A 26,635-nucleotide genomic window follows, 5' to 3' on the forward strand; every position below is an offset into this window, starting at 1 on the left:
ATTTATGGCGTAAATACACTTTCAACAAAGTCTCTTGCGTTGAATGCCCTTAGGTCTTCTAACTGTTCGCCGATTCCAATGTATCTTATCGGAATTTTGAACTCTTCGCTTATTGCAACGATTATTCCGCCTTTGGCTGTGCCATCCATCTTTGTTAGAACAATACCCGTTATTCCCAATGCTTTATTAAACTCCCTTGCCTGATTTATGGCATTTTGGCCAATTGTTGCATCAAGAACAAGAAGCGTCTCGTGTGGTGCTTCTGGGTATGCCTTTTGAATCGCCTTTTTTATCTTTATCACTTCGTTCATCAGGTTTTTTTGCGTGTGCAGTCTGCCTGCTGTATCGACAAATATAACATCAACATCCCTTGCTATACCGCTTGATACACCATCGTATGCAACGGCTGCAGGGTCTGCTCCTTCTTCCTGTTTAACAATCAGAGCGCCGCTTCTTTTTGCCCACTCTTCAAGCTGTTCTATGGCTGCTGCCCTGAATGTATCTGCAGCAACGAGCATCACCCTTTTGCCTTTATCTGTATTTAAACTTGCAAGTTTGCCTATGGTTGTTGTTTTACCAGAACCATTTATTCCAACAACCAAAACAACAAACTTTTTATGCCTTATCTCGAGTGGTTTTTCCACCTGCTTCAGCACATTTAGTATCACTTCCCTGATTTTTAGCTCAACATCGTGTCTTGTCTTAATCTCCTTTGAATCAATACCTTCTTCGATTGCTTCCATGATTTTCATTGTTGTCTTTACACCAAAGTCAGACTCTATCAAAAGCTCTTCAATAAAATCCAAATACTCCTGCGTTATCGGTTCATCTTTTTTAGACTCTTCGTGTATCTTCTCTGTAAAACTCTTCTTTGTTTTAAAAAGCTTATCTGAGATGGACTTCAAAAATCCCATTTGACTATCCCCTGTTTAAAAATTTTTCCATCTGCTTTTCTCTCTTTCCAAACATCCAGCTTGCAGAAAACAGCTCCCTCTCAAGTCTCATAGCTGACTCTCTATCAAGCAAAGCAGACTCTTTGGCGAGTTTTTTAATCTGTTTTAACAGCTTCACATCGTCATCTTTTAGTTTATAACAGAACTCAAACACTTTATCCATCAAAATACTCTTATCGTAAATCTCATTCACAAGCCCTATATCTTTGGCTCTTTTTGCATCTATTTTGTCTGCAGAGAGAAGAATCTCAAGCGCTTTTGAGTATCCAAGCAGCTTAACGAGTCTGTATGTGCCGCCCCACCCTGTCGTAACGCCCATATTCTTCTCTTTAAACTGAATGTAAATATCGCTTCTTGCAAACCTTATGTCAAAGGCAAGCACAATCTCTGCTCCGCCACCGATAGCAGAACCGTTTATCGCACATACTGTCGGATACTTTAAATCTTCAAACCTGTTTAGAATGTTGTGCATTCTAAATGCCATCTTAAAGGCATCTTCATGGCTTTTCAATGTTATAAAGTATGAGATATCACCACCTGCAGCAAATACATTCTCACCAGCAGACCTAACAACCAATACCTTCATGTTCTCTTTTTCTGCAAAATCTAAGAACTCTTCCAAGTCTCTCATATAATCCTGATTGATTGAGTTGTGTTTGTCTGCCCTATTTAGCGTTAAAACACCTATCTCGTCGCTTTTTTCAAATTTTACATAACTCATTTTCAAAACTCATAAGGATACTGATAAACGCCTTTTTCTGTGATGATTGCGTCAATTAGATTGGCGTCTGTTAAATCGAATGAAAAATTCAAGGCATCAGACTCCTTTGGTGCGACTTGAATGCCTGCTATCTTTAGCACTTCATCCTTTGAGCGCTCTTCAACGGGTATCTCATTTAAACTTTCAATGTTTCTGTCTATTGTTGACTCTGGTGCTGCAACGACGAATGTTATACCATGCCTTTTGCTCATCGCTGCCAAACAGTATGTCCCGATTTTATTTGCCGTATCGCCGTTTCTTGCAATTCTATCTGCACCCACAATCACAGCATCAACAAGCCCTTTTCTGAATAGCATACCGCAGGAGTTATCCGTTATGATTTTGTAAGGTATGCCTTCTTCTTTTAGTTCAAATGCCGTCAATCTTGCTCCCTGAAGATAAGGCCTTGTCTCATCAACATAGACTATCTCAATCTCTCCATTTTTAAACATTGTCTTTATGATGCCTAAGGCTGTGCCTATGCCACCTGTTGCCAATGTTCCCGTATTGCAGTGCGTTAAAATCCTTTTTTTGCCTTTTAAAAATCCTGCTCCAAACTCGCCAATTGCTCTATCCTGAGCTTTCTGTTCTTCCCACAGATTGAAACCGCACGCCCTTGTTTTTTTGATAAGCTTCTCCAAAGGCAAAAGTTCGAAAAACTCATCTATCGTCTTTTTCACATAATCCAAAGCAAAAAAGAGATTTACAGCCGTTGGTCTTGTTTTTGATAAACACTTAATTGATTTGTTTAGTTTATTTAAAAATTCGTCTTTGCTTTCTGCATCTCTTATTCCCAAATATACGCCAAAAGCCGCCGTTATGCCTATTAATGGTGCCCCCCTTACGACCATCTCCTTTATAGCTTTGCATACATCTTCAACCGTATCAACCCTTAGGTAAAGCTTCTCGCTGGGCAGTTTTCTCTGATCGAGCAGAAAGAACTCATCGCTATCCTTCACAACTATTGGACTATAACCATCCATGCTCTTTATACCACCTTGCAGTGATTTTAAAGCCTTCTTCTATCTCAACAGAAGGTTTAAATTTTGTCCTTTCAAAAAGCTTATCGTTGTTGCAAGTCCACGCTTTGGGTCTTATCTCTCGTATCTTGTCTTTGCTAAATACCTTTGACTCAAACTTCAAAAGAGAAAATACGCCTATGAAAGCATCCGGTATAGGTATCTCAATACCGCTTTTTGAGACGGCATTAAACAGAGCCCTGTTTATTCTATCTGTTTTAGCTTTTGAACCGCTGATATAGAAGATTTCAGGTCTGCTTGTCTCTAAGTTTAAAAGCTTTTCTATTGCTTTAACAAAATCATCTATAAAAACAAAGCTATACCTTCTGTTTAGTTTTGGCAGAATTCCCCTTTTTGCCATCCTAAACAGTTCAAAGCAGCCCTTATCGTAAGGTCCATAGATTATTGGCGGTCTTATGATTTTAAGATTTCCATTATAACAACGATGTATAAACTCAAGTTCGCCAAGTCTCTTTGAGCACCCGTAATGAGAGACGGGATTTTGAAATCCATCAGGCCCCCTTGCTGCAAGTGAAGAGATATAGACGATATTGTTTATGCCGTTTTCTATACATGCTTGGGCAATATTTCTGCTTCCAATTCTGTTTGTTAAATACAGCTTTTCTAAGTTTGACGCATTTATCAGTCCGCCTATATGAACAACAGCATCAACGCCCTTTATCGCCCTATCGATGGACTCTTTATCAACTATATCACCTATTGTTATCTCAACATCACCGTTTAGGACTTTCGCTTTACTTTTATCTCTTAAAAAGGCAACAACTTCATGCTTCTTTTTCAAGTAATTGACGGCATTTATGCCCACAAAACCCGTTGCACCTGTCAAAAGTATCTTCATACGCCTTCTTCCATTGTTGATGCGAGAATCTCGAACTTTCTTTCTATCTCATCGGTCAAACCACTGAGATGCTCTTCTTCAAAACCTATAACTTTAGCAGACGATAAGCCTAAAACTATGCTCTCATCGTCAATCTTATACTTTTTCCCTATTCCGAGAAGGTTGTTAACGATAAAATCAGAGAAATTAACCAAAGCCGCCTTTTTTAGAAAATCGCTTGTCTTTTTAAGTGAGAAGTTTAGATGATGAAAAGAGACAGCGTCAATTATCTCCTGGTCGAAATTCCACTCCTGAAGTATATAACCACCAACATCGGCATGATTGTATCCGTATTTCTCTTCTTCCAACAGCCTTATATCTTCGCCATCTTCGTATGATTTTTTTAATATCTCCATGTAATCTGTAAGCTCACTCTTCTTAAAAACGATTTTTCCTATATCGTGAAGAAGGCCTGAGATATAAGCAACACCATCTTCAGTAATCTTTACCCTTTCGTTCACAACAGACGAACCCACAGCCACAGCAAGCGAATGCTCCCACAAAATCTTATCAAACTCATCACTAACCTTAAAGGCGTTTTTGGCAGATATCATAATTACAATCTTTTTCACTTCTTCAAAACCAATTAATGTTATAGCATCAGAAAGCGTCTTAACCTTGCCGGGAAAATTGTAAAATGCCGAGTTTGACACCTTTAAGATATAAGCTGCAAGAATTGGGTCAAGTGATACAATTTTAGCCAAATGATAGGCGCTCAAATCATCTTCTTCAAAAAGACGCAAAATTCTCATAGCAACCTTTGGAAAGGTTAGCTTATCCTTGACGCTATCAACCAAATCCTTTATTGAAACCTTCATAGAAAACTCCCGCCGATAAGTTTTTCAATCTCTTGTGCAACTTTCTCTTTGTCCATTCTGCCATCTATCCTTATATGTGCCTTATTATAACACTCTTTTCTTCTTTTAAACAACTCAAAAGCTCTCTCTTGGTCTAAAAAGAGCGGCCTTTTTTTTGAATTTTTCACCCTATTTTTTATCTCTTCAAAATCCGTATCAATCCAAACGACAAGCCCAATTGATTTTAGTCTCTCCATATTGTCAAAGAAACAGGGCATTCCACCGCCCGTTGCAACAATACAGCCATCACAGAATTTTAGATGACTGTTTATTATCTTTCTTTCCAGCTCTCTGAAATAGCCTTCACCCTTTTTATCGAAAATTTCGGCAATAGTCAATCCCTGTTGTTTCTCTATCAGCTTATCCGTATCCACAAATCTCAATTTTAAACGGCGGGAGAGAATGCGTGCTATTGTCGTTTTGCCAGAACCCATAAATCCAACGAGAATAATATTCATTTGACGGACAGATACTTTTTGTATGCTTCAACTCTCTCTTTCAGCTCTTTGAGAGTATCCCCTCCAAATTTTTCTGCATAAAGATTGGCAAGCTCAAAAGCAACAACCGAGCGAGCAACAATACTTAAAGATGGAACAGCCGTCACATCGCTTCTCTCAAAAGCAGAGATATCTTCTTCATGCGTGTCAATATTGACAGATTTCAAGCCCTTTCTTAGCGTTGGTATAGGCTTCATGTAAGCCCTTACCACTATATCTTCACCGTTTGACATACCACCTTCTATACCACCTGCCCTATTTGACACTCTTTTATATCCACTATCGTAAACAATCTCGTCGTGAACTTGGCTGCCAAATTTATAGGCATTCTCAAAACCATCGCCTATCTCGACAGCCTTTACGGCCTGAATACTCATAAGAGAGAACGACACCCTTGCATCCAATCTTCTATCCCACTGCACATAACTGCCAACGCCAGCAACCACGCCAGAAGCCACAACTTCAACAACACCGCCAAGCGTATCGCCTTCTTTTTTTGCTTCTTCAATCTCAGCTATCATTAAATCTTCTACTTTTTTATCTGGACAGAAAACTAAAGAGTCAATAATTTTTCTTTCAAACTCATCATTTACTTCTGGCTTTATCTCTGTTTTGATTTTTCCTATGCTTCTAACAAAGCTTATAATTCTCACACCCAACTCTTTAAGCAGAAGCTCGCAGATTGAACCAACAGCCACTCTTATAGCCGTCTCTCTCGCACTTGAACGCTCAAGTATATCCCTTATATCGTCTCTATCATACTTTAAATAGCCCGTTAAATCAGCATGCCCAGGTCTTGGCCTATTCACCCTTCTTTGCCGGCTCTTTTCAGCAAACGGCTCCATTATGTCTCGCCAATTCTCAAAGTCTCTGTTCTTTATGAGTATCGCAATGGGAGAGCCTATTGTTTCGCCAAACCTTACGCCACTTAAAAACTCAACTCTGTCTTTTTCTATTTTTTGCCTGCCGCCCCTGCCGTAACCTGACTGCCTTAAAAGAAGCTGTCTGTTTATAAAGTCTGAGTCTATTTTTAAGCCTGCTGGTAACCCTTCGATTATTGCAATTAGTGCTTTCCCGTGAGATTCACCGGCATCTAAAAACCTAATCATCCTGAGACTCTTTTCTCAATATCTCGTTTATCTTTCTTAATTTTCTATCGACAAGATAGTGAAAGCTATCCTTCTCAAAGCTGTTTTTCTCTCTTTTTCCTGCCTTCATATCGGTAAATATCTCTATTGCATCATCTATCGTATCAATCGCATATAAGTGAAATATGCCGTCTTTGATTGCTTCTTCAACTTCCTTGCTTAGAACAAGGTTTTTGACATTTTTAGCCGGTATGACAACACCTGCTCCTTCTAAATTGCCCGTTAACTTGCAAACTTCGAAAAATCCTTCAATCTTCTCATTAACACCGCCAATTGGCTGAACAACACCGTTTTGGTTCATTGAGCCCGTAACTGCAAGGTTCTGCTTGAGTGGAACTTCAGCCAAAGACGAAAGTATAGCAAGCGTCTCTGCAACTGATGCACTGTCGCCTTCTATCATAGAGTATGACTGCTCAAAGCTCAAAGATGCAGAAAAACTCAAGTTTTTGTTAAACCCATACATGCCGTTTATGTATCCTGCTATGATAAACGATGCTTTGTCAAATATGCGACCTGAGAGCTTGCTCTCCCTTTCTATACTCACAACACCATCTTTGCCCAAGTATGTTTTTGCAACAATCTTATTTGGTCTGCCGAATGCAAAATCGCCTATTTCACTAACCGATAGTCCATTTATCTCGCCAATCTTTTTACCCTTCAAATCGACGATTATCTGACCATCGGTTATCATCTCATAGATTTTCTCTTTCCATAAGCTCTTTAAAAATCTGTTCTCTTCTATCGCAACCCTTATGTCATCTTCCGTTAGCTCGTCTGTCTTGCTGATTGTTTGAGCCTGCTTTATCACATCAAAAATCTCATCGGTGTAAGCCCACAGCTTCTCTTTATCTTCAGCAAGTCGGCATGAGTATTTAAACAGCTCAGATATAGCCCTTTTTGTTGGAATTTTGAGCTTGTTCTCCTTGCAGAACGAGACAATCTTTGAAGTGTATTTCTTCAAAACAGTCTCTTTCTTTGGAACGGCATAATCGAAGTTCGTCTTTATCTTGAACAGCTTTCTAAACTCATCGTCAAACTCAAAGAGTATATCATACAGATACTCAGGCCCAACGAGTATAACCTTTAATTTTAAGTCTATCGGCTCGGGTTTTAAGGTTTCTGATGCTATAATACCGTATTTCTCGCTCCACTCTTCTATGATGCTTTTGCCACTCAACAGACACCTTTTTAATGTATCCCACACGCCGGGATTAACAAGCACATTAAAGGCATCAAGCAGAAGATATCCACCATTTGCCTTATGAATTGAACCAGCTATGATATGTGTAAAATCCGTAATAAACGCACCAAAATACGCCTGTTTTTCCAACTTTCCGAACACATTGTAATATGTCGGGTTCTCTTCATACATCACAGGAACGCTCTTTGTTTCACTATTGTCAACAAAGAGATTAACCTTGTATTCTGTATATTTCATTGGCATCTGCAAGAACGGAAAGTTCTGATTCTTCTGCGGCAGGAATATAGTTATGTTCTTAAGCGTAAACTCTTCAACTTCATCCAAATACTCTTCAACATCGCTGTTGCCTTCAAACTCTTTCCTTATCTCGTCCAACTTGCCAGAGACGATAAACAGGCTCATCTCGTCGTTTATCTTTTTGAGCTTATCCTGTTTCTCTTTCTCAAGCTTTTTAGATTCGGCTAAAAACTCATCTATGTGTTTCTCAAGCTCTCTTCTCTTTTTCTCTATTGTCTCCTTTATATCATCCGAAAGAGAAGAATACTCCCTTTCGGTTATCACCCTTCCTGCTATGACGGGATTTACAACAATCCCCATCTGGGAAAACTTAACAACAAAGTCAAGCTCGTTTGCCTTTTTTTGCAGTTCATCGTAAAGCTCTTTCTGTTTGGCATCGTAATGCTTCAAGACTTCCTGAATTTTCTCTTCATACTCCTTGCTTTCAAACACATTGGGAACGCTTTTAATTAGATAATCAACAAAATCGTCCATGCATTTTTGAAGTTTTTTGCCTTCCCTGGGCTTTAGCTTTATAACCTTTGGTATCTTTGGGTTTTTAAAGTTATTTACATAACAGTAATCGTAAACTTCGAGCTTCTTCTCTTTATTGAAATTTTTAAGCATCTCAAGAATCGTGTATTTGTCAGCTTTGCTTAAATCACCAGATATGTAAAGGTTGTGGTCAAAACTATCAATTGAGCTAATCTTCTCAAGCGCAAGCTCTATCCTGCGTTGATAGATGAGTGAGTTATCCGACTCTATACCATCTGCTTCTATGTCAAACTCAAGATTAACATCTTCAAACTTCAGCTCTTTTATCATCTAATCACTCCTTGACGATGTATTCACAGACAAGCTGATAGAAGTGTTCAAACTCTTCCTTCGTTGGGTTTACCCTTCTGCCGTTTGGTAATATTATCCTGCTGCCTGTCTCATCCTGTTTTAAAAACTCAAATAGGCTTTTTAATATCTCTTTTTCTTCCTTTTCCACTTCAAAACTCAAGATAGACTTCTCATTTGTAAACTCGACGAACCACTCCTTTATCTCTATCCCTTCTTTTGAGAGCATCTCTTTAATCGTCCATCTCTTTTTTCTGTCGGTAATAATGTCTATTTCGCACTTCATAAGCGCACCTTTAATTAAAGTATTCGAATTTTATTTCAAGCCTTCTCCATCTCTCTTTTATGTTCTCTTTTATAACTTCCATCTCTTTCTCTGAGATGTTTCTGAATCTTCCCTGAAGTTTTAGATACTCTTCAATACCTGTAAACTTTGGTTTTTTATTGAGCTTATACCTGCCATCTTCAATCTCATAAAGCGGGAATATGCCAGTCTCAACGGCAAGCTTTGATATCTCAATTGTTTTGTCTTCTGGAAATTTATGTCCCGGTGGACAGGGTGTAAGTATGTGGATTAACTTAAAGCCCTTCTTACTCTTTGCCTTCTCAAACTTCTTTATCAAATCAACAGGATATGCAACTGTTGCAGATGCAATATAAGGAACCGAGTGTGCTGCAACAAGCTCCATTAAATCTTTCTTGGGTCTGTTTTTGAGCATTGGTGCTGGTGTTGTCGTTGTTTCAGCTCCAATCGGTGTTGCTGAACTTCTCTGAATACCCGTATTCATGTAAGCTTCATTATCATAGCACACATAGATGATGTCGTCGTTTCTCTCTGCTGCACCGCTTAATGCCTGCAATCCTATATCAAATGTTCCGCCATCGCCTGCCCAACCGACAACAGTTATGTCGTCTTTACCCTGCATTTCAAGAGATGCTTTTATACCTGCAGCAACTGCAGCTGTTGTCTCAAATGCCGTATGAAACACAGGAACACCTGCGTAATTTTTACCCCATGGACCATTTATGACAGTCCAGCAGCATGCTGGGATTACAATCACCGTCTTTCTTCCCAAAGCCTTCAAAGCTAATCTCATAGCCAATGCAGCACCACATCCAGGACAGGCAAGATGATTCGGTTTTAATATCTCATCTTTTGGTATTTTCATTTTTCACCCCACAAGAAAGTGTCTTCTTTTATTTTTCCACTAAGCACATCTTTTGTGGCTTTGACTAAATCGTCTTCATCAACATCATAACCGCCAAGTCCACAGACTATACCTATGCAGTTTGACAATCCTAAGGCACCGACCAACTCATCCTTTACTATACCACCCTTGCCCATTGATACATTTCTGTCAAACACAATTACATTTTTAGCGTTTTTTAAAGACTCTTTTAGCTCATCCTTTGGAAATGGCCTAAACATCTTTATTTTTACGAGTTTTGCTTTTATGCCTTCTTCTTTGAGCTTGTCTATAGCAAGCTGAGAAGTCTCAGCCAAAGAACCCATCGTGATTAAAACGACTTCAGCATTCTCATCGCCATACTCTTCTATTACTGAATGCTGTCTATTTGAAAAATTTTTAAATTCATTTGCTATTTTTTCAAACACAGCTGTTGCCTTTTTCATTCTTTCAAACTGCTGGATTTTTATAGGCATGTAATCCTTTGGAAATGCCAATGCACCGAATGCTTCGGGATTGTCAACATCAAGCAAAGCCTTCCACTTTTTCTCTTTTATAAATCCGTCTATCTCACCTTCAAATACAGCAACAGGCTCTTTTGTATGAGTCAAAAGAAAACTGTCTAAGCATATCATTACTGGATTTTTTACTTCTTCTGCAAGTTTAAAAGAGATAAAGACAAGGTCATACACTTCCTGAGAGTTAGAAGCATAGAGCTGAATCCATCCTGTATCTCTTTGACTCAAAGAGTCTGTCTGTTCAGCCCAGATGCTCCAGGGCGGTGCAACAGCCCTGTTTGCGTTTGCCATGACGATTGGCAGACCGGCTCCTGCAGCCCAGTGCAGAACTTCATGCATCAGAAGAAGGCCTTGAGAGCTTGTCGCAGTAAAAACCCTGCTTCCTGCAGCCGATGCGCCCATTGCAGCAGCCATAGCCGAATGCTCACTCTCAACCCTTATAAAGCGCGTGTTTATCTCGCCTGCGGCTATAAATGATGCTATCTTCTCAACAATGGATGTTTGCGGTGTTATAGGATATGCGCTTACAACATCAACATAGCTCTGTTTTACGGCATAAGCCACAGCGTCGTTTCCACCTAATACCAGACTTTTCATAGCTCCCTCACACTTTCGTAGGCAGCTAAAGCCGCCTGTATATTTAAATCTGCTCTTTTGCCCATTTTCTCTTCATAAACCGCTTTAAGCGTGTCAAACGAGAAATCTCCACTAACCTTGCAGTATGCTCCAAGCAGAGCAGTATTGATAAGTGGCATTGCTGCTGTTCCAAGATTGAGTTTTAGGGCTATGGCGTTTGCATCAACAAAAAATATCCTTGCCCTTGAAGGTCTCTTCTCTATCTTTGCAGGAAGATTGAGAAGAGCCAAACCGTCTTCCTTTAAAACAACATTGTTAAGAAGTGTAATATTGAACACTATAACGGCATCGGGAGTTTTAATTGAATAACGGTTTAAAATCTTTCTCTCTTTGTCTATCCTGACATAAGCGTTTGATGGTGAGCCTCTCCTTTCTGCTCCGTATGATGGCATAAATTGAACCTGATAGCCTTCTTTAAAATAGATATTGGCAAGCAGCTCACCAGCCATCACAACGCCTTGTCCGCCTCTGCCGTGCAAACCAATCTCCTTCATCAACCCACCCCTTACAAAAAGTTTAGGCATTATAAGAAAAAAGTTATGATTTGTAAATATTCCTTATCTGGTAAGTCTCTCCCCCAGCTTTAACAAGAAGGGATTTAGAGAATACTTATTGTTAACAACAGTATCTATATCTATAAGTTTGAGACGCTCATCTTTATATGCAACCATATCATGTATCTCTTCATTATTTATATGTTCAAGTGCAAACTCCATAAACTTATACGCCATCAATCTATCGAATACTGTTGGATTGCCACCACGCTGAACATGACCAAGAATCGTAATCCTTGTTTCCATACTAAGATTCTTCTCTAAGAATTCAGCCATCTTGTATGTCTGTTTTGTGCCTTCAGCAACAACGGCAACAACATAACTCCTGCCCTGCTCTATCTCTTTTTTCAATCTCTTCTCTATGGACTCATAATCAATGGGCAGCTCTGGGATTGAAAGTATCTCGGCACCACTTATAATTGAGCTTACAAGCGCCAAATAACCGCAGTTTCTTCCCATTGTTTCAACAACAAAAGCCCTGCCAAACGAAGATGCCGTATCCCTTATATTGTCAAGCATGTGCCTTATCACATTTAAAGCCGTATCAACGCCGAGACAGTAATCTGTGCCGTATATGTCATTGTCTATGGTTACAGGTATCCCAACAAAACCTACTCCAAAGTCGTGATAAAATACATCCATGCCTTTAAAAGAGCCATCTCCACCAAGAACAACAAGTCTATCTATGCCAAACTTTTTAAGATTCTCAAAGGCTTGCTTTCTGTAATCATACTCATAAAACCTTTTTGATCTTGAAGATCTTATAATCGTTCCGCCTTTGTGAAGAATGCCTGCAACATCAGAATAGTCTGCTTTCTTTATCTTTCCGTCTATTAAACCTTCAAGTCCATTGTAAATAAAATAAGGCTCTATGCCTTTAGAATAACTCAACTCGACAAACGCTTTCAAAGCTGGATTCATGCCTGCAGCATCGCCGCCGGATGTAAAAACGGCTACTTTCATTGCTTACACCTCAACTTTACGACTTTTATGTGTGCACTTTTAAACTCTCTCTTTTCCAAAACAGTGCACTTATCGAATAGCTCAAGCTCTTTACCCAACTGGCTAAATGCCTTCTTATCTGTCAACTTTAGCGTTGTTTCAAAAAACTTACTCCCTTTTAAAAAACATATACAGTAAACTTCAGTATCATCTCTTGCATGTTCAAGTGCTTTTTTTATGCTTTCTTTGTCTGTATAGTATGTGCTTACAAAAAAAACAATTTTGTCGAACTTTATCTTATCCTTCAAAGGAAAATCCGTTTCAACATTCCATGAAAAATAATTCTCTTCATTCTCTGTTATCTGGATGCACAGAGATTTAAAATAGTCCACCTCTCTATAGATTACAAACAGCTTCTCGTCTGGATTTGGGTCAACATACTCAACAGACTTTATAATGTATGGTTCATATTGAAAACGCCTTGCAAACTTTGACTTTTGAAGCTTTATTATCCAGTTTGTTACTCCCATTACTCTGAACTCGTGCTATTGTCTTTATTTGTATCTACCTTTTTGCCCTTTACAGGCTTTGTAATCTTAATAGAGTATCCTTCTTCTGATGCTTTGTATCCTAAGTATGCTCCGCCTGCTGCTGCACCGCATACAAGCAAAGGTGTGCAGGATGTTGTGGATAGAAGAAGAGATAAACCTATCAAAGCAAAGGCTAATTTTTTCATCTTCCCTCCAATGCTTCTAAATAGATATTAAGGATGTCCTGTTTTGTAAACTCACACGGGCTGTTCTGTATGCCGTGAGACATTGTCCAGAAGTTGTCTTCAACCATCCTCTCTATGGTTTTTCTATCAAACCCAAAATCCTTTAAACTCTTTTTAAGGTTTAGCTTGTCAATCAACTCACCAACGGCATCTATACACATCTCTGCAGCCTTTGTAAGACTCTCGTTAGATATATCCCTTCCCAACAGATAGGCAATATCTGAAAACTTCTCTTTATTGCAATAAACGGCTCTTTTTAAGAAGGGAATCATAACCATTGCAAGGCCAAGTCCATGCGGTAAGTCTGGGTTGTATGCGCTTAGGTTGTGTTCAAGTGCATGTGGAAGGGAAGCTCTGCCAACATTTAACGCCATTCCTGCAAACATTGCTGCAAGACTCATATTATCCATATACTTCTCTCTTTTTTCTTTAAAAGCACCGACAAGATTTACACCTATAAGCGATATAGCTTCTCTGCAGTAAAGGTCGGTTATTGGCGATGCTGATTTTGATGTGTATGCTTCAATCGCATGACTCAAAGCGTCAAAACCTGTATTTGCTATCACACTTTCTGGCATTGTATAGGTAAGTGTTGGGTCTATTAAAGAAACCTTTGGATATATGGAAAAAGAAGAGAGTGCTATTTTAACCTTTTTCCTGTTGTCGTTAAACACTGCATATCTTGTCACTTCACTGCCAGAGCCAGAAGTTGTTGGAACACACACAAGGTTAAAAGCATCAAGTACACTTAGAGAGTCATCGTTGTATAAATCCCAAACAGTTCTGTTGTTCTTAGCACACAGAGATGCAACCTTAGCCAAATCCATTGCACTGCCGCCGCCTACAGAAACGACAACATCCAACCTGTTTTTTCTAATCTCTTCTGTTGCATCTTCGATTGCTTCTATATCTGGATTTTGTGGCGTTCTGTCAAACAGGACGACTTCTTCTATCTTGCTGCTTCTTTTAAAAATATCCAAAATCTTATCGAGTTGCCCTGTTTTTTTAAGGTGATTCCTGCCAACGACAAGCAGAACCCTTCTTCCATTTCTTGAAGTTAACTGGGCAAGCTTCTCTATTCCACCCTTCTCAAATATAATCCTTAAAGGTGCATAAAAACTAAAACCCTTCATCTTTTCACTCCTTTTAGGTGAGAATATTACCTAAAAATTAGCAATAAATCAATTATTCGAAAAAATCAACCAAAAATGACTTTACCTTAAAAGAACAATAGTGTATATAAAGTGTGGTATGTTTAAAAAGGTTGCTTTGATTTTTATCATACTTTTTACCTTTAACATATCTATAAAAGCAGAAATACTCAGAATAGGCGTTCTTAAAATAGAAGATGCTGCACCTGTCGTTATTGCTTTAAAAGACGGCATATTTAAAAAGCACGGCATTGATGCAAAAATTACTTATTTCAATAGCGCATTAGAAAGGGATGCGGCATTAGAAGCAGGCGCTGTTGATTGTGTTATTAGCGACCCGATTGCAGCTATTTTACTAAGGGCATCAGGTTATAATGTGAAAATCGTATCTATTGCATTAGGAGTAAGTCCAAAAGATGGAGTCTTCTCGTTTTTGGCGTCACCAAAAAGCAAGATTAAAACATTAAAAGATTTAGCTGGTAAAACAGTTGCGATATCGAGAAACTCCATTATCGAATACATAACGGATGAAATACTAAAACCAAAAGGTATAAAGGTTAAAAAGATAGAGATAAGAAAGATGCCGTTGCGTGTTCAAATGCTTCTTGCTTCAAAGGTTGATGCTGCCGTTCTGCCCGAACCATTGGCTACTTATGCAAGATTCAAAGGAGCAAGACTCATATTTTCAGACAGCTCCTTGAAAAAGAGTCTCTCTCAAACAGTGTGGATTTTCAACGGTTCATACATAGAAAAGCATCCAAAGGTTATCGAAGCATTCAAAAGCTCATACAACGAAAGCGTAAATCTGATAAATGCCAATCCTTCAAGATATAAAGATACAATCACCGCCATAGCACGGGTTCCAAAAGAGATTCTATCAATATACAAGATACCGCACTTCTCTCACTTTAGCCTACTTACAAAAGAGAGTTTTGCCAGTTATGAGAAGTGGCTCATTGAGAAGGGATTGTTAAAGCATCCAATCCCGTATTCTGCTGTTGTGTATGTTACAAGCCATTGATGTATCAAAAACCTACAAAGATAACACAAAAGCTGTTGATAAAATAAGTTTTGAGTTTAAAGAGCACAACTCATACTCGATAATAGGGCCATCTGGATGCGGAAAATCGACATTTCTGCTCATGGCAGCAGGCCTTTTAAAACCTACTTCTGGAAAATTTTTAATAAAAGGAAAAGAGCTAAAAAAACCTTACGATAAATCTGCAACGATATTACAAAACTTTGGACTTCTGCCCTGGTACACGGTTTATGAGAATGTCGCTTTAGGATTGAAGATAAAAGGATTCAAGAAAAGAGAAATAGAAAAAGCGGTTAATGAAACATTGAAAGCAATAGGTTTGTATGAGTTTAAAGATTTTTACCCTTCTCAACTATCTGGCGGCATGAGACAAAAAGTGGCTTTTGGAAGGGCATTTGCATTAAAACCAGAGATTGTGTTTTTAGATGAGCCGTTATCTTCTCTTGATGCTTTAAACAGAGAGAAAATGCAGAACTTCCTTGTAAATTTATGGAAAAAAGAGAAGGTTTTGATGATAGTAATAACTCACAGCATCGAAGAAGCAGTATTCTTAGGCAAAGAGATACTTGTATTCTCAAACAGACCTGCTCGTCTTGTAAAGGTTATTAAAAATGAGTCAGCAGGAGAAACAAATTACAGAAACACAACAGCATTCTTGGAGAAATGCAAGCTAATAAGAGAGTATATAAAGCTTTAAGCTATCTTCTTGCTATAATCACTTTAACGGCTATTTGGGAGATTTTATCGATACTGATTAACACTCCATCAATCCCAGATGTGTTTAAAATATGGGTCTATTTTTTTGAGAATTTAAGAAGTGTTATGAACAACGCCGAAGTGAGTTTTTTAAGGGTGTTCTTAGGGATTTTAACGGCGTTTCTTACCGCCGTCCCTTTAGGGCTTTTGAGTTATTCAAAAAAGATTGATGCTATCTCTTCATCTTTTCTCTATGTGCTTTATCCTATACCACACATTGTTCTTCTGCCACTGTTTTTAATCCTGTTTGGCCTTACTGAAACATCAAAGATACTCTTTATAGCTTTTGTCGTCTTTTTTCAGATATGGATGAGTGTAAGCGATGCAGCAAGAAACATAGAAGAAGAGTATACATACTCGCTTCTGAGTCTTGGAGCAAATAGATTTGACATATATAGACACCTTGTTTTACCCTATGTCTTGCCAAAAATCTTTACGGGCTTAAGAATAAGTGTTGGAACATCAATTGCGATACTCTTCTTTGTTGAGTCGTTTGCAACATCTAAAGGACTTGGTTTTATGATTATGGATGCGTGGAGCAGTGCTAACTATCCGGCTCTGTATGCTTCTATGATGGCTTTTGCCATGATGGGGCTTTTTATGTATATCGCTGTTGGGATTTTAGAGAGAAAAACATGCAAATGGTTGTATCAAAACTCTTAAGAAAGGACAAAAATGAGAAAGAGAAACATAATAGAAGCTGTGTTTGAGTTTGTTTTATGGAAAAGTAGGCTAATATCCATTGCTGCTGTGATATTCGGCATGATTGGTGCAATTATTATGTTCATAGTCGCAAGTCTCGATGTAATAAACACGGCAAAAGATACCTTCATCTTCTTAACAAAGCACACACCGTCTCACGACGAGTTTCATGGTATTCTGATAAGTCAGATAATAGGAGCGGTTGATTTATATTTGATAGCTGTGGTCATGCTTATCTTCTCCTTCGGCATATACGAACTGTTTATAAGCGATATAGACGATGCTTTGGATACAAAGGTTGGCAATAGGATTCTATCTATACACAGTTTGGATGAACTAAAAGACAAACTCGGCAAAGTTGTCGTTATGGTGCTCATTGTCAGTTTCTTTAAAAGGATTTTGCATATGAGCCTTTCCAAACCGATAGACATGCTCTATTTCTCAATAAGTATTGCACTTTTAGCGTTGGCATTGTATTTTTTACATAAGAAGGATAAACACTTATAGATGCATGAAAAAAGGAGTCGATAAAGATGTTTATAAAATTCCAAAATGATAACTTCTCATGAAATAATAGGCTGTATGAAAAAGCATTTGAAAAGATAATAAATTGAAGGAGTAAGAAAAATGATAATGCCGTTTGATGCGCTTGATATTATTTTGGAAAGCATAAAACCCTTAGGAAAAGAGAAAATCTCTATCTTTGAAGCAGAAAGCAGGGTTGCAGCAGAAAAGCTCTACTCAAAATTAAATCTTCCAGCCAAAGACAACGCTGCGATGGATGGATATGCTGTTAGATTCGAAGATATAAAGGATATTCCCGCTCATCTTAAGGTTGTTGGAACAATTAAGGCAGGTGATAATATTGAGGGGCTAAAGGTAAACAAAGGTGAGTGCTTTAGAATTATGACGGGTGCGTTTATTCCTGAAGGAGCTGATACCGTTGTTGAGTTTGAAGCAACGGAAGAAAACGGAAGTATGGTGAAGATATTGAAGCAAAAGAAAAAATACGCAAATGTTAGATTTAAAGGAGAAGATATAAAGAAAGGCGATGAGATAAATTTTGTTGGCGAGCCTTTGAATGCATATAGGTTGGCTCGTATCGTATCGACGGGAAATGTGTTTGTTGATGTTTACAAAAAGCCATCTATATGCGTTATATCGACGGGAAACGAGCTTGCTTACCTTGATGATTTTAACGAAGATTCGACAATAGACTCAAATAGCCACTTCATCAGGTCTATTTTAAAAGAGCTCGGCTTAAATATCTCTTATCTTGGGATAGTAAAAGATGATGAAAATCAGCTGAAAGAGACACTGAGTCATGCAAAGGAGTATAACATTATTATCACGACTGCAGGTATATCCTTTGGCGATTATGATGTAGTTACAAATGTTGAGAAGGAAGTTGGTATAGAGTGGGCATTCAAGTATGTAAAACAGAAACCGGGTAAGCCATTTGCATTCGGCAGGCTAAAGGATAGTTTTATCTTTTCATTTCCCGGTAATCCTGTTTCAACGGCGTTCTGTTCATTCTTTTACCTAATACCTGCATTAAAAAAGATGCTCGGATACAAAAAATACAGACACACACCAATAAAAGCAATTTTAACAGAGCCAATAAAGAAGAGCAACAACAGGGTTCACTTCAACAGGGTTAGGGTTGAGTTTAAAGATGGTAGATTCCTTGCAACACCATTCAAGACGCAGGGTTCAAACATAATAGAGTCAATAGCAACATGCAACGGATTTGGCATGATTGAGTCGGATGTCGTTGGAGTAGTTGAAGCAGGAAGGGAGATTTTAGTCTATCTTTACGATTTTGAGTCTGTATTTGAAGAATAATGGCTATACCATCCAAAAACAGGATTTTCTATTTCTTCTGGTAAATACGGTTTTATGTCCAGAATTGGTGTCCCGTTAAGTATATCTTTATTGGAGATATAAACCCTGTTATCTACAATCTTATTTAGCTTAACGATAGAGAAACCTATTGGATTAGGTCTATAAGGAGAACGAGTAGCGAACACACCGCACAGTTTATTGTAAGGATTATATTTTAACGGTTTGACTAAAAGTTCAACTCCCCTTGAACGATTGAAGTAAAAAATGACAACAATATGAGAAAAACCTTTAAGTTCCTTTAGCCCTTTAGTTAATTCTCTTTTTATCTCTATAAATGCATTATCATCCCTTTCAAACTGTTGGCTTCTCTTCTTGAACTTAGTCTTTAGAATACCTATCGGATAGAAAATAACCGGTTTTAAATTCAACTTATCAACCTTTCTTTTCTTTTATCCTTAAATTACTAATAACTTCGACATCCAATGTAAAGAGAAGCTCTTCCTTTTTATAAGGCATGTTTTGCTTATATCTAAGAGTTTCTCGTTTTTTAAAATACGTATTTGCATAGATGAATCCTTCCTAATTGATTATAGTTCATCGACACAAATCGTCAAATTTTTTAGGTTCAGATAAACATCTTGTAAATAAAGAAAAGATACAGTAGAATAAAGATAGCTCCGACCCATTTTGAGAGTTTTCTATTTTGAACAACAAAACCCAATATTATGCTCGATGCTATCATAAAGGCAAAGCCATAAACAGATGTGCTTCTGTCAACCTTCAATACTCCAACAAGCGAAGAGAACCCTAATACTCCCAATGCATTGAATATATTAGAGCCAATAACATTACCTATAGCTATCTCAAGCTTGCCCTTCCTTGCCGCAGTTATACTAACAATCAGCTCGGGAAGACTCGTTCCAAAGGCTATAACAGTTGCTGCTATGACATCGGTTGCTATACTCAATCCCTTTGATATCTCTATAACACTTTTTATTGTGTATTTTGAACCAAGATCGAGAAATATAAGGCTCAATATCAAAATTATAGGGTCTTTCAGCGAGATTTTTTTACTCTCTTCTTCTATCTCTATCTTCTTTGAGTTTATCGCATAAAGCACATAGATGAACAGAGCAGCTAAAGAGAATATGCCTTCTATCACACCGAAACTGCCGCCCAAAAAGGCAAAATAGACAAAAAACGCACTGAATATGAGAATGGGAAGGTCAACTATAGCTGCATTATGCTTCAAAATTTCACTCTTTGAAAATAAGAGAGACGCACCAAGCACAAGCAGTATATTTGTCGTATTTGAACCCACAACATCAGCAACAACAATTTCGGAATGTTTTTGTAATACTGCTGCGATACTCGTTACAAGCTCGGGCAAACTTGTGCCTATGGATAAGATTATAGCACCAACAATGAATGGAGAAAGGCCTAAGGCTATGCCAATTCTTTCAGCTGATTCGGTAAAATAATCAGCAGATTTAACAACAACAAACAGAGAGACGACAAAAATAAGAAACTGAATTATTAACATGACAGCGATTTTAACATTGTATCTTTATGTGTCAATAGGATAAAATTTTATCTGTTTATTGCTCTTTTTTATTTTAAACTATCCCAAACTTTTAGCAGTTCCTTTACATTCTCTTTTTTGCTATCTATATTTGCCGAGCGCTCAATAAATATACTTGAGGTTATAGGAGAGCCACCTCCATGAACAGCTCCTCCCAGATGTGGACCTGCCACCCAGAACTCGGCAAACTTTATAAGTCTCATCCTCTCTTCTGTATCTACATTATCAGAAGCTTTAAGATAATGCTTTAAATAATCTCCTATCTCAGGATTTTCAATATCTTTTTTGGACGGACAGGTTACGGATATACCGCCAGTTATATCAGCAAGATTTATAATAGCTTCTGATATAGCAGGCAGACCCAAAGCCTTTGAAACATTTGAAAAGAGAGTGTTCGGCAACCACACCTTTATCTCAGTCTCTACAGCTTCATATCCTGCCGCCAGACCGCAGGCATAACAGGCTTCTGATGCCTTAATTGTATCTATTATCTTATCCTTAACATGCTTGGCTTTATAAGTGTTGTTATACTCTGCCATAAGAGCCATAGTTCCTATTATCGTATCTATAAACCCTGCTTTACACCCTGCTCCCACATAGCGATGTATGTTTGAAAAATTAGTAACAAAATCTATAGCAAACTCATACTCTTCACACATAAAAACATTTTCCCAGGGTATGAAAACATTATCAAATATCATAAGAGATGTTCCTCTAACGCCATAAGGGTTACCGGATTCCCAATCCTGACTTTCTCTTCTTTTTGCCTCAAATGCGTTATTTTGCATCACATAGGTTAGTCCTTCTGTATCAGGCGAAACAGCAAAAGCAACAGCATACTCTTTATCTTCTTCTGACAGAGCTATAGTGGGTACAACAAGAGTGTAGTCAGACACTACTGCTCCGGATTGATGAATCTTTGCCCCTTTTACCACTATGCCATCGCTTCTTTTTTTCACAATTTTTAAATACATATCGTCCTGTTCGTGTGGTCTTTTTGACCTGTCGCCTTTAACGTCTGTCAACCCACCAGACACCGAAAAATCGCCTTTCTGGGCAGATTCAACAAATTTTACAAATCTTCTGTGATACTCACTGCCAAACTTCTCATCCATTCTGTAAGTAGTAACAAACAATGAGTTTATAGCATCACACCCAACACACCTATAATTGCATGTGGCCAGCTTACTACTAAAAAATCTCGCTAATTTTATCCGTTTTATTAAATCATCCTTCGTCATATACACATGCAAAAATCTATTTATCGGCTCGTCTATAAACTGAGAATGAGCGGTAACTATATCCTTAAACTCATCTTCATGAGCCAAATCATAAGTTAAACTTATGGAATCAATGATGGGTTTTATATTTGGATGATTTACATAATCCTCAACCCTTTCACCGTTTACATATACCCTAACTTTTCTTTTGGAAAGCCTATTTAAATAATCTTTAGATGTAGTTATCATGACATCCTCCTTTGACTTTATTGATATTTAATAATAAATTGTAGTTTTATTTATTGATTTTGTCAAAAAGATAACAAAAAAATGGCAAAGTGTGGTAGTAAACTAAAAATCATCTCCAATAATTCAATTCTTTTTCTTGACAACTCATAAAAAATTGAGTATTGAATTTAGCGCCTACCTAAAGAGCCGAGGTGGTGGAATTGGTAGACACGCCATCTTGAGGGGGTGGTGGGAGTATTCCCGTGCGGGTTCGAGTCCCGCCCTCGGCACCATTTTCCTTTACTTTTTTTATAAAAATCCTATAGTTGAAAGTGATGGTTGGGTTTAAAATTTTGTTCCTAATTTATAATTTTTTTCCTTGACAAAAAATTATTTTAGGTGTATATTACACTCAAACCTAAGGAGGTGAAAGAACCATGGGTTGCGACAGCGAACTTAAGGCAATTGAAGAGCCTAAAAAAGAAGAAAAAACTTTAAAGGAGGAAGAGAAAATGGAAAGGACACAAGCAGGAGTATTGGTATTAAGGAAAATGCCAGAATTTAAAATGGATGCTTATGACCCAAAAACAGGCAAGTACATAACTGTATCGAGTGATGATTACAAGGGTAAATGGCTTGTTGTATGCTTCTATCCAGCAGACTTTACATTCGTATGTCCAACAGAGATTGCAGCAATGAATGCAAAATACGACGAGCTTCAGAAATTGGGTGTTGAAGTATTGGCAGTATCAACCGACACAAAATTCTCTCACAAGAGATTTGCAGAGACAGAGCCGCTTTTGAAAGACCTTAAACTTGTCATCGGTGCTGACCCAACAGGTGAAGTATCAAGAAAATTCGGCGTCTTAATAGAAGAAGAAGGCTTAGCCTTAAGAGGAAGATTCCTAATCAACCCAGATGGCGTCGTCGTAGCCGAAGAAGTTCAGGGACCATCTGTAGGAAGAAGCGTAAATGAGTTTATCAGACAAATTCAGGCATGGCAGCATGTTTACAAAACTGGAGAAGTCTGCCCAGCTAACTGGAGACCGGGCAAAAAGACTTTGCCTGTCAACACAAAAGCAGAAGAGCTTACAGGTCGCGTAGGCGATTATGTAACGGTAGAAGAGCTGTTATCTTAAAAAACAATCAGCCGGCCTTTAGGGTCGGCTTTTTCATTTTATTATTTTTATCCTGCCGTCTGGTTTCTCTTCATTCAAAACTCTATTTTTATTCAGATACGATGCAACGATAGAATAGAAAGAAGTGTAAGTGTTAAAGAGCTCTTCTCCGCACTTTTTAAACCAGAAATAGCCGTTGCCACCTTTAGCTAAAAAGTCGTTTATAAGAACAGTATAAGTTTTGTTTGTATCCAATGGCTTTCCGTTAATTGTTATATCGCTAACCCTTTCTCCTTTAGGCTTTTTTAAATCAACAGTATATCTTATACCTGCAACCTGAAGCCAACCACCGTTACCAAAGCTGTCAGCACTAAACTCAAGAACATCTTTTATATATCTGCCCTTTAGCTTGAGAAGAAAAGCAACATTGTCAAACTGGAAGATTTTATGCAGCATAACATCGGTTATATTGCCTTTTGGGATTTTGCTATCTCCTCTAAACAGGCCAGAGTTGTTAAACACAACATCAACCCTAAACTTGTCTTTTAATATGTCGTTTATCGTATCGGCAAAGCCAGACTCTTTAAATCTCAAAACAGACTCTCTTAAATCAAAACCAGTTTCTGTTTTTCCCAAAACAACTGCTTTTGGAAGTCTCTTTTTGAAACGCTGAAGTTTTTGTTCAACAGAAGCAAGTTTTTCAACCCTTTCGTCAACAGGTATAAGTTTATATCTTGTCATCTTCTTAATGAGCTTTTTGCCTTTATCAAAATACAAATCAACCCTTACAAGATACCTTCCCAAAGAGCCGCCATTTACGACAACCGTATCGCCTTTTATAAACGCCTTTTTTAGATAAACATGCGAATGGCCGCCAAATATGAGAGTTATACCTTTAACATTTTCAGCAACGGTTTTGTCGTGAGAAAAACCTATGTGTGTAAGGGCAATTATTACATCTGCACCTTTGATTTTGAGCAATTTAACCATCTTTTTTGCCGTCTCTATATTGTTAGAGATAAGCTTAACCTTCTCTGGTGAGCTTATTAAAGGTAACTCCTGAGTCATCAAAGAGAAAATACCTATTTTTAGACCATCTTTTTCAACAATAAGATACTTCTTGCATTTACCTTCAAGCGGTGTTCCTTTTGTAGCCAAATCAGAGCAGATAAACTTACATTTTGCATAACCTAAAGCTTCTTTGAGAATTCTATCGCCCTTATCGAATTCATGATTACCCAAAACGCAGAATCTATACCCTGCATCATACATTAAGCTATAAATGGCTTTACCGTGAAACTTATCAAAATACCTTCCCATCAACTCATCACCTGTTGCAACAACCATTGTCCCTTTAGGGTTGGATTCAACTGCTTTCTTTATCAGCGTTGCCAAACGGGATATCCCTTCTAAATTTCCTTGAAGGTCACCCGTGCCCACAACTGTCAGATGATAAAAAGCGCTTCCATACGCATAAACAGATAGAAAAAGAAACAAGAAAACAGCGATAATGGGTTTTCTCATTTTGCCCTCCCCTTTTTTTGTTTTTTTAATTTTACTTAACTTATAAATAGGTTGCAAATTATATTAAAGAATGATATATTCTCTAACAAATATTGTCCACAGGAGGTAAGCTGTGAGCCTTCTAATCTCTATCCTTTTGGGCCTTATTTTAATACTCATAATAGCCCTTATTTACTATTACAACAAGTTTGTAAAGCTGAAGAACATGATAGACAACGCATGGAGCGATATAGATGTTCAGCTAAAACGAAGATACGATTTAATACCAAACTTAGTCGAAACAGTTAAAGGATATGCAAAACACGAAAGAGAAACGCTCGAAAATGTTATAAAAGCAAGAAATATGGCAATGAGTGCCACGAGTATTCAAGATAAAGCCCAAAAAGAGAACATGCTTACAGATGCCTTAAAAACAATCTTTGCATTAGCAGAAAACTATCCTGACTTAAAAGCCAATCAAAACTTCCTTGATTTACAAAAAACGCTCTCAGATATTGAAAATGAGATTCAGCTTGCAAGAAGGTATTACAACGCCGTTGTTAGAGATTACAATGTCTTATGCGAATCTTTCCCTTCCGTTTTAATAGCCAATCAATTTGGATTCAAAAAACGAGAGTTCTTTGAGATAGAAGAGAGAGAAAGAGAGAATGTCAAAGTTAAATTCTAAACTGCTTGCTGTCATAGTTCTTTTTATTACCTTTGTGCCTATATCATCAAAAGCAGAATACTTTTACATAAAAGATTACCATGTAAACCTATACATACATAAAGATGCCGTAATAGATGTTGAAGAGACAATTAAGGTTCACTTCTTGCAACCAAGACACGGAATTATAAGAAAAATCCCTTATAAGTATAGGGTATCTGACTCTGCAAAAAAGCATTTCAGAACTTCTGGAGACTATTATGAGATATCAATATACAATGTGAAGGTTGAAAACTTCAAATACTCAACCAGAAAAAGGGGTAAATACCTATACATAAAAATCGGCGACAGACTGAAATATGTAAACGGTGATGTTGTATATAAAATCAGCTATACAATAAACGGAGCAATTAATTTTTTCAAAGACCACTCTGAGCTGTATTACAATGTCATAGGAGTTGAGTGGCCCGTAAAAATAGAAAAAGCTTCATTTGATATAATGCTTCCAACCACGCTGCCAAAATCAGAAATAAAATATCTCGTGTTTAGCGGAACATACGGCTCAACACACAAAGAAGAAGCAACATACTCAGATGGAATATTGAGCTGCGAACTTATGCACCAATTAAAACCAAGAAACGGATTAACCGTTGTTCTATGGATGCCAAAAGGATACCTAAAAAAGAGTTTCGCAGGCAGTATAAAACTGTTCCTTTTAAACAACAAAATCTTTGCTTTACCCATATTCACATTCCTTATACTGTTTCTTATCTGGTATTACAAAGGCAAAGATGAGAAGATTCCTATCATGGCAAGGTATAAACCACCAGAAAATATAACGCCTGCTGAAGCCGGTGTTTTAATAAACGATAGAATAGACAATCACGACCTAATAGCATTAATATTCTGGTGGGCAAACAAAGGATACTTAGAGATTGAAGAAACAACAAAAAAATCAGCACTTTTTAAAAAGAAAGATATCGTTTTAATAAAGAAAAAGGATTTACCAGACGATGCAGAAGAGTATGAAAAAGTTATATTCAACGGCCTGTTTCCAACAAAAAATGTAAATGCAGTTAGAGTAAGCTCTTTAAGGAACAAATTTTACAAGACGATGGAGCTGGCAAAAGATATGCTCGATGAGCGTATCAAAGAAGACAATCTTTACACAAAAGGTTCAAGAGGAATAGGAATAACTTTAATTTTCATAAGTATGATAATGCTTGGTTTTGCTGGCATTAATTTCTTTGATTTTAATCTCTCTTCTGCTTTTGCTTTTCTTATAACAGCTATAATCTGTTTTGTGTTTGGACGAATTATGCCGCAGAAGACATCTGTTGGATTAAAAAAATACTCAGCCATAAAGGGATTTAAAGAGTTTATGGATAGAGCTGAAAAGGATAGATTAAAGAGACTGCTTGATGAAAACCCTAATTACTTCTTTGACACCTTAGCCTATGCTGTTGCATTCGGAGACCTAAAGAAGTGGGCTGAAAAGTTCAAAGACTTAAATATTCAACCACCAAACTGGTATAGAAGCGATCATTTCCACACCTTTAGTGTAATGAGTTTTGCCGATACCATAGACCACAACCTATCAACAATGGCAACAGAATTCACCAGCTCTCCATCCGGCAGTGGCTCAAGCGGATTCTCAGGTGGTGGTGGTGGATTCTCAGGCGGCGGCATGGGTGGTGGCGGTGGAAGCAGCTGGTAAACAATAAAAATTACCAATAAAAATATTGCATCAATCAACTATT

The 26,635-nt window shown here is 37.8% G+C and carries 28 protein-coding genes and 1 tRNA gene; 9 read left to right on the forward strand and 20 right to left on the reverse strand.

Annotated features, from left to right (window positions below; translation table 11 throughout):
* Nucleotides 1-2 precede the first annotated feature (2 nt).
* The 16 genes from ftsY to G415_RS0103575 all read right to left on the reverse strand — a co-directional run bounded on the left by ftsY (nucleotide 3) and on the right by G415_RS0103575 (nucleotide 14,197).
* Nucleotides 3-914, reverse strand: a complete 912-nt coding sequence (gene ftsY, locus G415_RS0103500; RefSeq protein WP_022670206.1) for a signal recognition particle-docking protein FtsY — start codon at nucleotides 912-914, stop codon at nucleotides 3-5.
* Nucleotides 915-918: 4 nt separating this feature from the next.
* Complete coding sequence (locus tag G415_RS09690) at nucleotides 919-1,674, reverse strand: enoyl-CoA hydratase/isomerase family protein (RefSeq protein WP_022670207.1); 756 nt, start codon at nucleotides 1,672-1,674, stop codon at nucleotides 919-921.
* Nucleotides 1,675-1,676: 2 nt separating this feature from the next.
* Entirely contained in the window at nucleotides 1,677-2,696 is a 1,020-nt protein-coding gene (gene mtnA, locus G415_RS0103510; RefSeq protein ID WP_022670208.1) for an S-methyl-5-thioribose-1-phosphate isomerase, read from the reverse strand.
* Nucleotides 2,683-3,591: an NAD-dependent epimerase/dehydratase family protein gene (locus tag G415_RS0103515; RefSeq protein WP_022670209.1), complete on the reverse strand. Its 909-nt coding sequence runs from the start codon at nucleotides 3,589-3,591 to the stop codon at nucleotides 2,683-2,685. The genes mtnA and G415_RS0103515 overlap by 14 nt, the downstream gene beginning before the upstream one ends.
* The gene (locus G415_RS0103520) at nucleotides 3,588-4,448 is read right to left on the reverse strand and encodes an HDOD domain-containing protein (RefSeq protein WP_022670210.1); all 861 of its coding nucleotides are present in this window, start codon (nucleotides 4,446-4,448) and stop codon (nucleotides 3,588-3,590) included. The genes G415_RS0103515 and G415_RS0103520 overlap by 4 nt, the downstream gene beginning before the upstream one ends.
* Nucleotides 4,445-4,945: a shikimate kinase gene (locus tag G415_RS0103525; RefSeq protein ID WP_022670211.1), complete on the reverse strand. Its 501-nt coding sequence runs from the start codon at nucleotides 4,943-4,945 to the stop codon at nucleotides 4,445-4,447. The genes G415_RS0103520 and G415_RS0103525 overlap by 4 nt, the downstream gene beginning before the upstream one ends.
* Nucleotides 4,942-6,093: a chorismate synthase gene (aroC, locus tag G415_RS0103530; protein ID WP_022670212.1), complete on the reverse strand. Its 1,152-nt coding sequence runs from the start codon at nucleotides 6,091-6,093 to the stop codon at nucleotides 4,942-4,944. Before aroC ends, G415_RS0103525 begins: the two co-directional genes overlap by 4 nt.
* Nucleotides 6,086-8,434 carry a Lon protease family protein gene (locus tag G415_RS09695; RefSeq protein ID WP_022670213.1) on the reverse strand — a complete coding sequence of 783 codons (2,349 nt, stop codon included), beginning with the start codon at nucleotides 8,432-8,434 and terminating at the stop codon, nucleotides 6,086-6,088. The genes aroC and G415_RS09695 overlap by 8 nt, the downstream gene beginning before the upstream one ends.
* Before the next feature lie 4 nt (nucleotides 8,435-8,438).
* Nucleotides 8,439-8,738, reverse strand: coding sequence for a hypothetical protein (locus G415_RS0103540; RefSeq protein ID WP_022670214.1), 300 nt, complete (start codon nucleotides 8,736-8,738; stop codon nucleotides 8,439-8,441).
* Nucleotides 8,739-8,748: 10 nt separating this feature from the next.
* Nucleotides 8,749-9,621 carry a 3-methyl-2-oxobutanoate dehydrogenase subunit beta gene (locus G415_RS0103545; RefSeq protein WP_022670215.1) on the reverse strand — a complete coding sequence of 291 codons (873 nt, stop codon included), beginning with the start codon at nucleotides 9,619-9,621 and terminating at the stop codon, nucleotides 8,749-8,751.
* Nucleotides 9,618-10,754 (reverse strand): transketolase C-terminal domain-containing protein, encoded by a 1,137-nt coding sequence (locus tag G415_RS0103550; protein WP_022670216.1) that lies wholly within the window; start codon nucleotides 10,752-10,754, stop codon nucleotides 9,618-9,620. Before G415_RS0103550 ends, G415_RS0103545 begins: the two co-directional genes overlap by 4 nt.
* Nucleotides 10,751-11,287, reverse strand: coding sequence for a 2-oxoacid:acceptor oxidoreductase family protein (locus G415_RS0103555; RefSeq protein ID WP_022670217.1), 537 nt, complete (start codon nucleotides 11,285-11,287; stop codon nucleotides 10,751-10,753). The genes G415_RS0103550 and G415_RS0103555 overlap by 4 nt, the downstream gene beginning before the upstream one ends.
* A gap of 63 nt (nucleotides 11,288-11,350) precedes the next feature.
* A complete protein-coding gene (locus G415_RS0103560) occupies nucleotides 11,351-12,310 on the reverse strand; it encodes a 6-phosphofructokinase (RefSeq protein ID WP_022670218.1) in 960 nt (319 codons plus the stop codon).
* Nucleotides 12,307-12,819, reverse strand: a complete 513-nt coding sequence (locus G415_RS0103565) for a hypothetical protein (RefSeq protein WP_022670219.1) — start codon at nucleotides 12,817-12,819, stop codon at nucleotides 12,307-12,309. The genes G415_RS0103560 and G415_RS0103565 overlap by 4 nt, the downstream gene beginning before the upstream one ends.
* Nucleotides 12,819-13,025: a hypothetical protein gene (locus G415_RS0103570; RefSeq protein WP_022670220.1), complete on the reverse strand. Its 207-nt coding sequence runs from the start codon at nucleotides 13,023-13,025 to the stop codon at nucleotides 12,819-12,821. The genes G415_RS0103565 and G415_RS0103570 overlap by 1 nt, the downstream gene beginning before the upstream one ends.
* Nucleotides 13,022-14,197 (reverse strand): iron-containing alcohol dehydrogenase, encoded by a 1,176-nt coding sequence (locus G415_RS0103575; RefSeq protein ID WP_022670221.1) that lies wholly within the window; start codon nucleotides 14,195-14,197, stop codon nucleotides 13,022-13,024. The genes G415_RS0103570 and G415_RS0103575 overlap by 4 nt, the downstream gene beginning before the upstream one ends.
* Before the next feature lie 118 nt (nucleotides 14,198-14,315).
* Between G415_RS0103575 and G415_RS0103580 the strand changes: the two genes are divergently transcribed.
* From G415_RS0103580 to G415_RS0103600, 5 genes are all read left to right on the forward strand, one after another.
* On the forward strand, nucleotides 14,316-15,236 hold the full coding sequence (locus tag G415_RS0103580; RefSeq protein ID WP_022670222.1) for an ABC transporter substrate-binding protein: 921 nt from the start codon (nucleotides 14,316-14,318) through the stop codon (nucleotides 15,234-15,236).
* Nucleotides 15,220-15,951, forward strand: a complete 732-nt coding sequence (locus G415_RS0103585; protein ID WP_022670223.1) for an ABC transporter ATP-binding protein — start codon at nucleotides 15,220-15,222, stop codon at nucleotides 15,949-15,951. Before G415_RS0103580 ends, G415_RS0103585 begins: the two co-directional genes overlap by 17 nt.
* Nucleotides 15,918-16,673 carry an ABC transporter permease gene (locus tag G415_RS0103590; RefSeq protein ID WP_022670224.1) on the forward strand — a complete coding sequence of 252 codons (756 nt, stop codon included), beginning with the start codon at nucleotides 15,918-15,920 and terminating at the stop codon, nucleotides 16,671-16,673. The genes G415_RS0103585 and G415_RS0103590 overlap by 34 nt, the downstream gene beginning before the upstream one ends.
* A 12-nt stretch (nucleotides 16,674-16,685) precedes the next feature.
* Nucleotides 16,686-17,219: a YqhA family protein gene (locus G415_RS0103595; protein WP_022670225.1), complete on the forward strand. Its 534-nt coding sequence runs from the start codon at nucleotides 16,686-16,688 to the stop codon at nucleotides 17,217-17,219.
* A 120-nt stretch (nucleotides 17,220-17,339) separates the two neighbouring features.
* Nucleotides 17,340-18,557, forward strand: coding sequence for a molybdopterin molybdotransferase MoeA (locus G415_RS0103600; RefSeq protein ID WP_022670226.1), 1,218 nt, complete (start codon nucleotides 17,340-17,342; stop codon nucleotides 18,555-18,557).
* On the opposite strand, the gene tsaA is transcribed toward G415_RS0103600, so the two are convergent.
* From tsaA to G415_RS0103620, 3 genes are all read right to left on the reverse strand, one after another.
* On the reverse strand, nucleotides 18,527-18,985 hold the full coding sequence (gene tsaA, locus G415_RS09700) for a tRNA (N6-threonylcarbamoyladenosine(37)-N6)-methyltransferase TrmO (protein WP_022670227.1): 459 nt from the start codon (nucleotides 18,983-18,985) through the stop codon (nucleotides 18,527-18,529). The two genes, G415_RS0103600 and tsaA, sit on opposite strands and share 31 nt — an antisense overlap.
* 197 nt (nucleotides 18,986-19,182) lie before the next feature.
* The gene (locus G415_RS0103615) at nucleotides 19,183-20,100 is read right to left on the reverse strand and encodes a calcium/sodium antiporter (RefSeq protein WP_022670228.1); all 918 of its coding nucleotides are present in this window, start codon (nucleotides 20,098-20,100) and stop codon (nucleotides 19,183-19,185) included.
* 68 nt (nucleotides 20,101-20,168) lie between these two features.
* Nucleotides 20,169-21,608 carry a 4-hydroxyphenylacetate 3-hydroxylase N-terminal domain-containing protein gene (locus tag G415_RS0103620; protein WP_022670229.1) on the reverse strand — a complete coding sequence of 480 codons (1,440 nt, stop codon included), beginning with the start codon at nucleotides 21,606-21,608 and terminating at the stop codon, nucleotides 20,169-20,171.
* A gap of 185 nt (nucleotides 21,609-21,793) precedes the next feature.
* Between G415_RS0103620 and G415_RS0103625 the strand changes: the two genes are divergently transcribed.
* Nucleotides 21,794-21,880 (forward strand) — tRNA-Leu (locus G415_RS0103625).
* A gap of 144 nt (nucleotides 21,881-22,024) precedes the next feature.
* Nucleotides 22,025-22,726: a peroxiredoxin gene (locus tag G415_RS0103630; RefSeq protein ID WP_022670230.1), complete on the forward strand. Its 702-nt coding sequence runs from the start codon at nucleotides 22,025-22,027 to the stop codon at nucleotides 22,724-22,726.
* 33 nt (nucleotides 22,727-22,759) lie between these two features.
* Here the strand turns inward: G415_RS0103630 and G415_RS0103635 are convergent, their stop codons facing one another.
* On the reverse strand, nucleotides 22,760-24,229 hold the full coding sequence (locus G415_RS0103635; protein ID WP_022670231.1) for a bifunctional metallophosphatase/5'-nucleotidase: 1,470 nt from the start codon (nucleotides 24,227-24,229) through the stop codon (nucleotides 22,760-22,762).
* Nucleotides 24,230-24,341: 112 nt separating this feature from the next.
* On the opposite strand from G415_RS0103635, the gene G415_RS0103640 reads away from it, so the two are divergent.
* The gene (locus tag G415_RS0103640) at nucleotides 24,342-24,896 is read left to right on the forward strand and encodes a LemA family protein (protein ID WP_022670232.1); all 555 of its coding nucleotides are present in this window, start codon (nucleotides 24,342-24,344) and stop codon (nucleotides 24,894-24,896) included.
* Entirely contained in the window at nucleotides 24,877-26,592 is a 1,716-nt protein-coding gene (locus tag G415_RS0103645; protein ID WP_022670233.1) for a DUF2207 domain-containing protein, read from the forward strand. Before G415_RS0103640 ends, G415_RS0103645 begins: the two co-directional genes overlap by 20 nt.
* Nucleotides 26,593-26,635: the final 43 nt, after the last annotated feature.

This window comes from Hippea alviniae EP5-r (genome assembly GCF_000420385.1).
In the GTDB taxonomy this organism is placed as follows: Bacteria; Campylobacterota_A; Desulfurellia; order Desulfurellales; family Hippeaceae; genus Hippea; species Hippea alviniae.

Bases quoted from the DNA above. Each gene is read 5' to 3' on its own strand.
- aroC (WP_022670212.1), bottom strand. From the start codon at position 6,093: ATGATTAGGTTTTTAGATGCCGGTGAATCTCACGGGAAAGCACTAATT.
- G415_RS0103570 (WP_022670220.1), bottom strand. From the start codon at position 13,025: ATGAAAAAATTAGCCTTTGCTTTGATAGGTTTATCTCTTCTTCTATCC.
- G415_RS0103525 (WP_022670211.1), bottom strand. From the start codon at position 4,945: ATGAATATTATTCTCGTTGGATTTATGGGTTCTGGCAAAACGACAATA.
- G415_RS0103545 (WP_022670215.1), bottom strand. From the start codon at position 9,621: ATGAAAATACCAAAAGATGAGATATTAAAACCGAATCATCTTGCCTGT.
- G415_RS09690 (WP_022670207.1), bottom strand. From the start codon at position 1,674: ATGAGTTATGTAAAATTTGAAAAAAGCGACGAGATAGGTGTTTTAACG.
- G415_RS0103645 (WP_022670233.1), top strand. From the start codon at position 24,877: ATGTCAAAGTTAAATTCTAAACTGCTTGCTGTCATAGTTCTTTTTATT.
- G415_RS0103600 (WP_022670226.1), top strand. From the start codon at position 17,340: ATGATAATGCCGTTTGATGCGCTTGATATTATTTTGGAAAGCATAAAA.
- G415_RS0103615 (WP_022670228.1), bottom strand. From the start codon at position 20,100: ATGTTAATAATTCAGTTTCTTATTTTTGTCGTCTCTCTGTTTGTTGTT.
- G415_RS0103575 (WP_022670221.1), bottom strand. From the start codon at position 14,197: ATGAAGGGTTTTAGTTTTTATGCACCTTTAAGGATTATATTTGAGAAG.
- G415_RS0103540 (WP_022670214.1), bottom strand. From the start codon at position 8,738: ATGAAGTGCGAAATAGACATTATTACCGACAGAAAAAAGAGATGGACG.
- G415_RS0103520 (WP_022670210.1), bottom strand. From the start codon at position 4,448: ATGAAGGTTTCAATAAAGGATTTGGTTGATAGCGTCAAGGATAAGCTA.
- G415_RS0103580 (WP_022670222.1), top strand. From the start codon at position 14,316: ATGTTTAAAAAGGTTGCTTTGATTTTTATCATACTTTTTACCTTTAAC.
- G415_RS0103585 (WP_022670223.1), top strand. From the start codon at position 15,220: ATGTTACAAGCCATTGATGTATCAAAAACCTACAAAGATAACACAAAA.
- G415_RS09695 (WP_022670213.1), bottom strand. From the start codon at position 8,434: ATGATAAAAGAGCTGAAGTTTGAAGATGTTAATCTTGAGTTTGACATA.
- G415_RS0103550 (WP_022670216.1), bottom strand. From the start codon at position 10,754: ATGAAAAGTCTGGTATTAGGTGGAAACGACGCTGTGGCTTATGCCGTA.
- G415_RS0103590 (WP_022670224.1), top strand. From the start codon at position 15,918: ATGCAAGCTAATAAGAGAGTATATAAAGCTTTAAGCTATCTTCTTGCT.
- ftsY (WP_022670206.1), bottom strand. From the start codon at position 914: ATGGGATTTTTGAAGTCCATCTCAGATAAGCTTTTTAAAACAAAGAAG.
- G415_RS0103560 (WP_022670218.1), bottom strand. From the start codon at position 12,310: ATGAAAGTAGCCGTTTTTACATCCGGCGGCGATGCTGCAGGCATGAAT.
- G415_RS0103630 (WP_022670230.1), top strand. From the start codon at position 22,025: ATGGGTTGCGACAGCGAACTTAAGGCAATTGAAGAGCCTAAAAAAGAA.
- G415_RS0103515 (WP_022670209.1), bottom strand. From the start codon at position 3,591: ATGAAGATACTTTTGACAGGTGCAACGGGTTTTGTGGGCATAAATGCC.
- G415_RS0103565 (WP_022670219.1), bottom strand. From the start codon at position 12,819: ATGGGAGTAACAAACTGGATAATAAAGCTTCAAAAGTCAAAGTTTGCA.
- G415_RS0103620 (WP_022670229.1), bottom strand. From the start codon at position 21,608: ATGATAACTACATCTAAAGATTATTTAAATAGGCTTTCCAAAAGAAAA.
- G415_RS0103595 (WP_022670225.1), top strand. From the start codon at position 16,686: ATGAGAAAGAGAAACATAATAGAAGCTGTGTTTGAGTTTGTTTTATGG.
- G415_RS0103635 (WP_022670231.1), bottom strand. From the start codon at position 24,229: ATGAGAAAACCCATTATCGCTGTTTTCTTGTTTCTTTTTCTATCTGTT.
- G415_RS0103555 (WP_022670217.1), bottom strand. From the start codon at position 11,287: ATGAAGGAGATTGGTTTGCACGGCAGAGGCGGACAAGGCGTTGTGATG.
- mtnA (WP_022670208.1), bottom strand. From the start codon at position 2,696: ATGGATGGTTATAGTCCAATAGTTGTGAAGGATAGCGATGAGTTCTTT.